The sequence below is a fragment of the Xanthomonas sp. D-99 genome, from assembly GCF_017746145.1.
GTDB classification, from domain to species: Bacteria; Pseudomonadota; Gammaproteobacteria; order Xanthomonadales; family Xanthomonadaceae; genus Xanthomonas; species Xanthomonas cissicola.
The window spans coordinates 1-7,298 of sequence record NZ_JAGHWU010000092.1; the positions used below are offsets into that span (position 1 = coordinate 1).

Annotated in this window: 5 protein-coding genes and 1 pseudogene; 3 read left to right on the forward strand and 3 right to left on the reverse strand. The window is 59.7% G+C overall.

Annotation, left to right across the window (positions count from 1 at the left end; genetic code table 11):
* Window positions 1-60: 60 nt before the first annotated feature.
* Window positions 61-1,221 (forward strand): XVIPCD domain-containing protein, encoded by a 1,161-nt coding sequence (locus J7360_RS20160; protein WP_244667857.1) that lies wholly within the window; start codon window positions 61-63, stop codon window positions 1,219-1,221.
* 112 nt (window positions 1,222-1,333) lie between these two features.
* Here J7360_RS20160 and J7360_RS20165 read toward each other — a convergent pair whose 3' ends face one another.
* Window positions 1,334-3,160: a glycoside hydrolase family 97 protein gene (locus tag J7360_RS20165; protein WP_209034645.1), complete on the reverse strand. Its 1,827-nt coding sequence runs from the start codon at window positions 3,158-3,160 to the stop codon at window positions 1,334-1,336.
* 298 nt (window positions 3,161-3,458) lie between these two features.
* On the opposite strand from J7360_RS20165, the gene J7360_RS21505 reads away from it, so the two are divergent.
* Window positions 3,459-4,136 (forward strand): hypothetical protein, encoded by a 678-nt coding sequence (locus J7360_RS21505; protein WP_244667858.1) that lies wholly within the window; start codon window positions 3,459-3,461, stop codon window positions 4,134-4,136.
* A 463-nt stretch (window positions 4,137-4,599) separates the two neighbouring features.
* Here J7360_RS21505 and J7360_RS20175 read toward each other — a convergent pair whose 3' ends face one another.
* Window positions 4,600-5,481, reverse strand: a complete 882-nt coding sequence (locus tag J7360_RS20175; RefSeq protein WP_081027815.1) for a hypothetical protein — start codon at window positions 5,479-5,481, stop codon at window positions 4,600-4,602.
* Between the two features lie 696 nt (window positions 5,482-6,177).
* Between J7360_RS20175 and J7360_RS20180 the strand changes: the two genes are divergently transcribed.
* Window positions 6,178-6,576: a hypothetical protein gene (locus J7360_RS20180; RefSeq protein WP_131701248.1), complete on the forward strand. Its 399-nt coding sequence runs from the start codon at window positions 6,178-6,180 to the stop codon at window positions 6,574-6,576.
* 498 nt (window positions 6,577-7,074) lie between these two features.
* On the opposite strand, the pseudogene J7360_RS21510 reads toward J7360_RS20180, so the two are convergent.
* Window positions 7,075-7,203, reverse strand: a pseudogene (locus tag J7360_RS21510) (oxidoreductase); the annotation flags it as partial.
* Between the last annotated feature and the right edge of the window lie 95 nt (window positions 7,204-7,298).

Sequence of the window (7,298 nt, forward strand, 5' to 3'; positions counted from 1 at the left end):
CGCTAAAAGTGGGGGGATTACCTAGGCTGCTGAGTTGGGTCCCCCGCAACGGAGTGCATGATGGAACGTATCGACGAGTCGAAGTATCCACAGCCGCAGCAATCGGTGTCAGGAGCCGCTTCCGGGATGCCTTCCTCTCCGCTATCGGATCCTTCGGTCACGCCTTTCTTGCAGAGATCTCCAACACTTCAGGCAGGCCTTGCGCAGTTGAGTCGGGACAACATTGCTGTGGTATGGGGAGCTGCTGGTGCGGGCACGTATCTCGTTCCTCGCACGCAAATGGTGATTGACGAAAATGCAGTCGGAAACGGTGCGCGCATCGCTCGGTCGCTTTCGCATGAAATTGGGCATCATCGATTCTCCGAGCAATCCGATCAGTCCTCCAAGATTGGTTACGTTACTGGCATGCTCCGCGGCGAAGCTGCAGCAACGCTCAGCAATGCACTCATTCGGCGTGAGATTCTGAATCACAAGGGGCCGGACATCGGCATCTCTGGAAGCGGCACCGGGCCACAGCAGTACCAAGCAATTGCAGATCAGCAAATGGCAGGCCACATCACGCGCGATGCTGCATTGAACCAGATTGCCCAGGTCTTCAAGACGGAACAACCTTCGGTTGGACCGAGTAAGACGTACGAACAATATTACGGCGACTACTACGATAAACATATTGCACCGCTACAACGCAAACAGGGTCGACCGGAACCGGAAACCATCAGCGACATCACTTCTCTTGAGGTGAAGCAGAGTGCATTCGGCCCTGACCCGCCCTCACCATCACCATCACAGAAGAAGCCGTCGTTGCCCTCGCAGCCAGGCCACCCAGACCACGCGATGTACCAGCAGATCAAGGGTGGGGTGCAGAAGCTCGATACCGAACATGGCAGGCAGTGGGACGCATCAAGTGAATGCATGACAGCCAGCCTGCTTGCGCTGGCGAAAGAGGAGGGGCTGTCGCGGGTGGACCATGTCGTTCTCAATACCCCCACGTCCAACCTGGGCGGTGGCGAGAAGGTCTTTGTCGTCCAGGGCGCCCTCGATGACCCGGCACACCAGCGTGCACACATGCCGACAGTGGACGCCGTGCAGACACCAGAGAGCCAGTCGTTCGATCGCCTGCAGGTAATCAACCAGACTCAGGCCCAGGCACGCGAACAGCAGCAGGTGCTGGAGCAGTCGCAGCAAGCTGTCAGCCAAACCGGTCCGTCGATGACGCGCTGAGTGTTTTGCCGACAGACTGATGGGATGCCTCTGAGATCCTCTAGTCGCGATTACCGCGCAGGCCGGTCATTTCGTCTTCAAAGGGCGCTGCGTCCTGGCCGGGCCTGAGTCCTCACTGCGCTTTCAAACAACCGACAAATCCACCACGCGGCCCTAACTCCAGCGCAATCGATCCAGTCGGGGTCACGTCCCGTTCCGTGCGCTCCCAGGCATCTGGCCGCGCATGCGCGTCGCGCAGTTCCGTGAGCTTCCAGTGTCCTTTCTTCAGGAATTCCAGATCGATCGCCATGCGCGTGGGGGCGCCGCCGTTGATGACTGCGATGAACCAGTCGCGGCCATGGCGCCTGGCCATCGCCGCCACCTTGCCCGGTTCGCTGCCGGGCAGGACGATGGTGTCGTCCCATGTCGCGGGCACTGCCTTGAGCACGTCCAAGGCGGGATTGGCGAGGTAGGTCTGCGGGTGCCCGCCCATCGCCAGGAATGGCGAGGTGAACAGGATCATCTGGGCCAGTTCGTGCGCCCAGCTGTTGCCCATCAGTTCTTTCGGTTCGAACACGGTGGGCGTGTAGTCGCCCGGCCCGACGACGTCGCGGGTGAAGGGCAGGATGGTGTCGTGGTCGGCGGGCAGTACGCGCTGGTAGCGGGAAATGTGCCATTCGTGCCCGCGCACGCCCTCGCGGGTGAGGACATTGGGCCAGGTGCGCTCGGTGCCGGTGGGTTTCATGGCACCGTGGAAATCCACCATCAGGTGCTCGGCGGCGGCGTCGCGCGCCACGTCCGTATACCAGTTGGACCAGTCGCGGTTGGCCGGTGCGGGGAAATCGACCTTGACCCCGACGATGCCGGTCTCGGCGATCTTGCGCAGCAGCGCCTTGCGCTCGGGCGCGTGCTGCACGTCGCGGCTGTGCATCCAGAGCCATAAGCCGACGCCTTGCGTGTGCGCATGGCGCGCCGTGTCGGACAGGGTGTCCCACGGCCGCGTCCATGCGCGCCAGCCGTCGTCCACCAGGTAGTACTCGAAGCCCAGCTGATGGGTCCAATCGACCCATTGCCGCTGGTCGTCCTCGCGCGGTTCGCCGACCGCCAGCCATTGCCATGCCGAACGTCCGGGGCGGATCCAGTCTGCGCTGGCCAGCGCGGGCGAAGGCGGCGGATTGAGGTTCTGCACCAGGGTGGAGTTGACCAGGTCGGTCAGCGAGCGGGCAATGATGGTCACGCGCCACGGCTGCACGACGGCGGCATCGGTGCGCCAGCCCTGTGGGTCGGCATAGAGCACGCCGGCCAGGCCGCCGTCTGCGCCGCGCTCGATGGCCAGGTCGCCGTAGTCGACCACCGCCGCTTCGCTCAGGGTGATCCAGAATCCCTTGCTGTGCGCGGTGAGCGGCAGGCCGTAGCGTCCCGCTCCCAGGTCGCGCAGCGACAGGCCGGTGTAGACGTTCTCGTAGTCGGGCAGCAGTGCCGTGGCCCACACCGGCGGATCGTTCTCGGCCAGCTTCCAGCCGGAGCGGTCGGCCTCGATGGTGCTGCCCTTGCTCGCGGGCAGGCGCAAGCGCACCGCGACGCCGTCGTCGGCGACGTGCAGGTCGGCCTCGAATGCGCGGCCGTGCGCGGTCAGCGAGACCGTGGCGGTGTTGGCGTGGTCGCGCGCCATCGCCTTGCCACCGTTGAGCCGATAGCGTGTATTGGTGGCCCCGCGGCGTACGTTGCCGATCGCGCTATGCGAGCCGAGTTCCAGGCCGTCCACACGGATGCCCAACGGCGAGGGCGCCAGCAGCGCCTTGCCGTCGGCTTGGATCCTGTAGCGCAACGCGCCCGCGTCGTCGCTGAGCACCGCCACGATGCGGTGATCGGGACTGGACACCGACACGGAGCGGGCGTGCACACCGCCGGACAACGCCACGCCGATTGCGCATGTCAGCCAGGTGCCGGTGTCGCGCATCCACTTCCGCTTGTTCGCTGTCACATCGCCCTCGGTTCGATCGTTCGGAAAGTCGAACATGCATCTTATTCAGGATGGGGGCGCAATGCGTGCCAGGCGTGTCATGCGCGCAAGGTCCGTGCAGCGTGCGCCGCCATGAAACGAAGGCTGCGACTGATGCAGAGCGACCAGGAGCAGCATCCCCGGCGATGCGGCTCCACGCGCTGCTGGCGCGCGATACGCGCATAGGTGTGATCTTCCGCGGAATGACGGAGGCAAGGCTCACTTATCCTTCGACGGCGCTCTGCTTGCGTGGCCGATGAGCAGGCCTGACTCCGAACTTACAGGCCAGCTGAGCGACGCAGTTGATCAAAAGCTAATGACCAGTTCAAGCCTGTCATCGACCCATATGCTGGGGCATCGTTTGATCCCAGTGGAAGCTCAATCCAACGGTGACGTGGCAGTAACGTGGAAAGTATCTTCCAGCAGCGCAAAGAGACTCTCAATGGCAGCAAAAAAAGCATCCAGAGAAAACAGCCTGCGTTGCATGGTGCTGATCGTAGTCGCATTGAGTGCGGCGTGCTGCAGCGCTTCGCCTCCTGCCAGCGCAGTGGGTGCAAACCTCGCAAAGAAGTGGGCCTATGCCACGCGGTGCGGTTCTGGCCACTTTCTCAGTGTCGACCTCCATCAGCAGAAGAACCATGTTACGGGCGAATGGAGCGAAGGCACCAATGCTCGCGGAGGTGGCGGAAAGTTGGAGGGAGATATGCGTAACGGCAAGCTCTACGTTCGCTACTGTAGCGATGACGGTGGGGCTGGCTATGACGCGTGTCCAACGTTCTCCGGTGAGGAGGACTACTTCGTACTGGAGCAGGGGGCCTTGGTGCGCTATCAAAAGTTCGGTTCTGAGTACAAGCGGGATGTCGCCCTGCGTCCAGATGTTGAGGGGCAGCAGATTCCAGCCGAGGAGTGTGCAGGCACGGAGAGCGGTTCATAAGCACACGCACAGATCAGGAGCTGCGGGCGCCCTTGCACGTCGCTGTCGGTGTGAAATCCGGGAGCGGATATGCGGCCATCGATTGAAGGTTGCTGGTGATAAAGCAGCGGGTCCTTGCTAGAGCCCTGTGCGGAAGACGTCTTGGCCAGGGCCTGCTGCTGCCCGAGATGACGGCCAGTCACCGCTGTATCGTTCTTCGACTGGAACGGCACCCGGTTGTTCCCGTGCCGCACGATGTGCTGCGGAACGTCGGAGAGGTCGAACGTGGAAGCTTGACCGCACCGCAAAGCTCGCAGCCAGACATGCGTGTTGATGGCGGTGGACCATTCGAAATTTCAGGCAATCGCCAACATTTGCGCAAGAGATGAGCGTTATCCCGTTAGCCTGGGTCAAGCCATGGGACGAACGCCGCTTGCGCGACGTGCCGTCCTTCTCTGCTAACGTAGCGCACCAATCAGATTTCTCAAATCTTTTTCAAGAAGTCCTTGGCATTCAAATAATCAGTTACGTAGCCCGCCGGCGTGTCATTAAACGCGGACATATTGCCATCTGGGTCCACATAGGCCTGGTAAAGATTTTTCGTGCTGGCGGCCCTGTCCGCACAGCTGTGGTTTTCTCTCAATGCGCGAATCAATGCTGACGCAGCCTGCGGACCAGCAGGATGCTTTGTCCTCATTTTCGTGAAGCGCTCCATCCTTGAATTATCTGCAGGCTCAGCCGCCAGCGCTTGAGCAAGCAAGGGGTTTGGCTCTGCTGGTCCGGGGGCATGCGACATCAGGGGGATGGGAGCGGAGCTTTCCATCCGCTCTCCATACGTGTGAACTTTCTTCAGCATTGGCCACGGATCAACGACGACCGCATGATCGCCGACGGCTCTGTCACGCCAATCGCCGATGATCACATAATTGTGATCGCGCTCAGCATGCTTGACTTGGATCACCGGCATTTTTCTAGGCATGCTACGCAGCTCGGCTGCACTCATTCGTCGATGTTCTCCGCAGTTGCCTCCGCCAAATTCTTTAATTTTTCTCACCTCGTCGAATTCGTCAGAGCAATGCCCACCCTCAACCATGTCGCGGGCCAGTTTCATGCGAGTCCAGCTGCGGCCGCCACTCATGCAAATTGCGGTTTCTTGATTCCCGGGTCCGTCGGGAAACGTCTTGTAACCGGTCTTTTTAAGGACTCGACTTGCCAAGCCCATCGCCTCGAATGTCTTACGGGAGACCGCCATGGGCTCAGGCACGACACCTCCTGCGATTTCCTGCAGACGTTCATCATGCACGTCAGAAAGAGACGACCATTCGCGTACGACTGAGCTAGACGAGCCGGATCGATTGATAGGCATAATCTTTCCATTGATTTCAGGAGTACTGATTGAATTTAACAAACAAGCGGATCGCCAATTCATTTCATCCGAATATCGCAACTCGGAAGCGAAGAAGTGTCTACACATGGTGGGTTGCGGGTAACACGACACACTTGGTGGCAGTGGCGCTTTACGGGAGACATAGGCGTGCCAGAGCTGCCTGTGTCTTTTCGGCAAAGGGCAGGTTCTTGTCGCGACAGTGATGGGATCAGGTTTCCGTGCTGCACGATGTACTTCGGAATGCCGGGAAGGTCGAGATTAGGAAGTCTGGTCATATGACAAGACTCGCGGCTAGGCGCTGGTGCCGCGCTGTCGAGGAGGACTCCAAACGGTGTGACCATCGCCCGACGCTTGCGTAGGAAGTGAGATGACGCCGTCAGCGCGTCGCATGGCGCCTCATGCCGGTGAGTGCGTTATCGAAACCAACGATCCCATTGGCCTGGCGTGCTCGAATTTAAGTTCGATTATTTATAACTCTCTGTGGCAGTGAGATACATCCGCAGGCATATATGAGGATCAGGTCGTAAAATATTTCTGTGATTCCACTTGCAATTTTATCCTGGAAATTAAGCTGCGGGCTCAAGATAGGGCATGCTGACGAAGGAGCATGCGGTAGATCTGTCTCCGGCGGCCTGGAAATAGGCCAATTCCATTTCAACCTGAAAGAAATAAAAAATGACAGTGCATTCAAGAAGAGGTTACTTCCGAAAGGCCGCGTTCTGCATTGCGCTCGCATTGTCGGCCGGCTTCGCCACATCGGCAAGCGCACAACAGGCAGTGCCCGTAACGACTTTCACAGTAAATTACAACGCCAACGTCAGAGCTGTTTACATACAAAACGTCAATAACCCCGGCGGATGGGCCTGTGTCGCGGTGGGGCCAGCGAGATCGACTGGCAGCTACAAACAGGCCCCATCCCTTCTGGCCGGCTTCACGTACAGCGTGCGTGCGATGAGTGCGGCTGATTGTAGAGCCGGTTCTGCATTGCCCAATCTATATGTGCGAGCCTTTACTGCTGTTCCTGCCAATCAGATATTTATTGATATTAAAAACTCGATTTCAGTAAACTATTAGGCGTTCAACGCGTAGCGCTGATTGCTGCGGCGGTCCATCCTGTTACGGATCGCCGCATTCCTTGGTGAAGCGGCCAGGTCCACCAAAATGGGGGCGGTGTGAAGTGGTTGCCCGCAGACTTCCCTGCGGCGATTTCTGGTGACCGAAGGCTGTAAGGAGATGTGCGTAACGGAAAGCTCTACGCTCGCTACCGTAGCTACCGTAGCGATGACGGTGAGGCAGCCGACGCGGCGTGCCCAACGTTCTCTGGAAATGTAGGCTATTGCGTGCTGGAACGGCAGGCTTTGATCCGTTATCAGCGGTTCGGTACGGGGTACAAGCGTGATGTTGCCCGACGTCCCGATGTCCAGGTGCAGCAGCTTCCAGTCGAGACATGTGCACACACGAAGAGTGGCGTCCGAGCACGCTCATAGCCCTGAGTCCCGCGCAGCGCGGGTCTTCATCCCCCAAGCGTTGCGGAAACATCGGCATGACAGCGCGTGAGAGCGCTGACGCCCACTACGATTGCGACGTAGGGCGGATGACCAGGCTGCCGACCTCGACATCATCTGGTTGATCGATCGCATAGCCGATGGCGTGCGCGATGGCCTCTGCGGACATGCCGCTCGCTTCGGACTGCGCCTGCAGGGGTAATCCCCCCACTTTTAGCGGTCGCCAGAAGTGGAGCTAAGCGGCCATCGCCAACTTCATGGCAGGCGTGATGCCGCCGAGCGCCATATTCG

Coding starts and splice junctions, on each gene's coding strand:
- J7360_RS20160 (WP_244667857.1), top strand. CDS start 61: ATGGAACGTATCGACGAGTCGAAGTATCCACAGCCGCAGCAATCGGTG.
- J7360_RS20165 (WP_209034645.1), bottom strand. CDS start 3,160: ATGCGCGACACCGGCACCTGGCTGACATGCGCAATCGGCGTGGCGTTG.
- J7360_RS21505 (WP_244667858.1), top strand. CDS start 3,459: ATGAGCAGGCCTGACTCCGAACTTACAGGCCAGCTGAGCGACGCAGTT.
- J7360_RS20175 (WP_081027815.1), bottom strand. CDS start 5,481: ATGCCTATCAATCGATCCGGCTCGTCTAGCTCAGTCGTACGCGAATGG.
- J7360_RS20180 (WP_131701248.1), top strand. CDS start 6,178: ATGACAGTGCATTCAAGAAGAGGTTACTTCCGAAAGGCCGCGTTCTGC.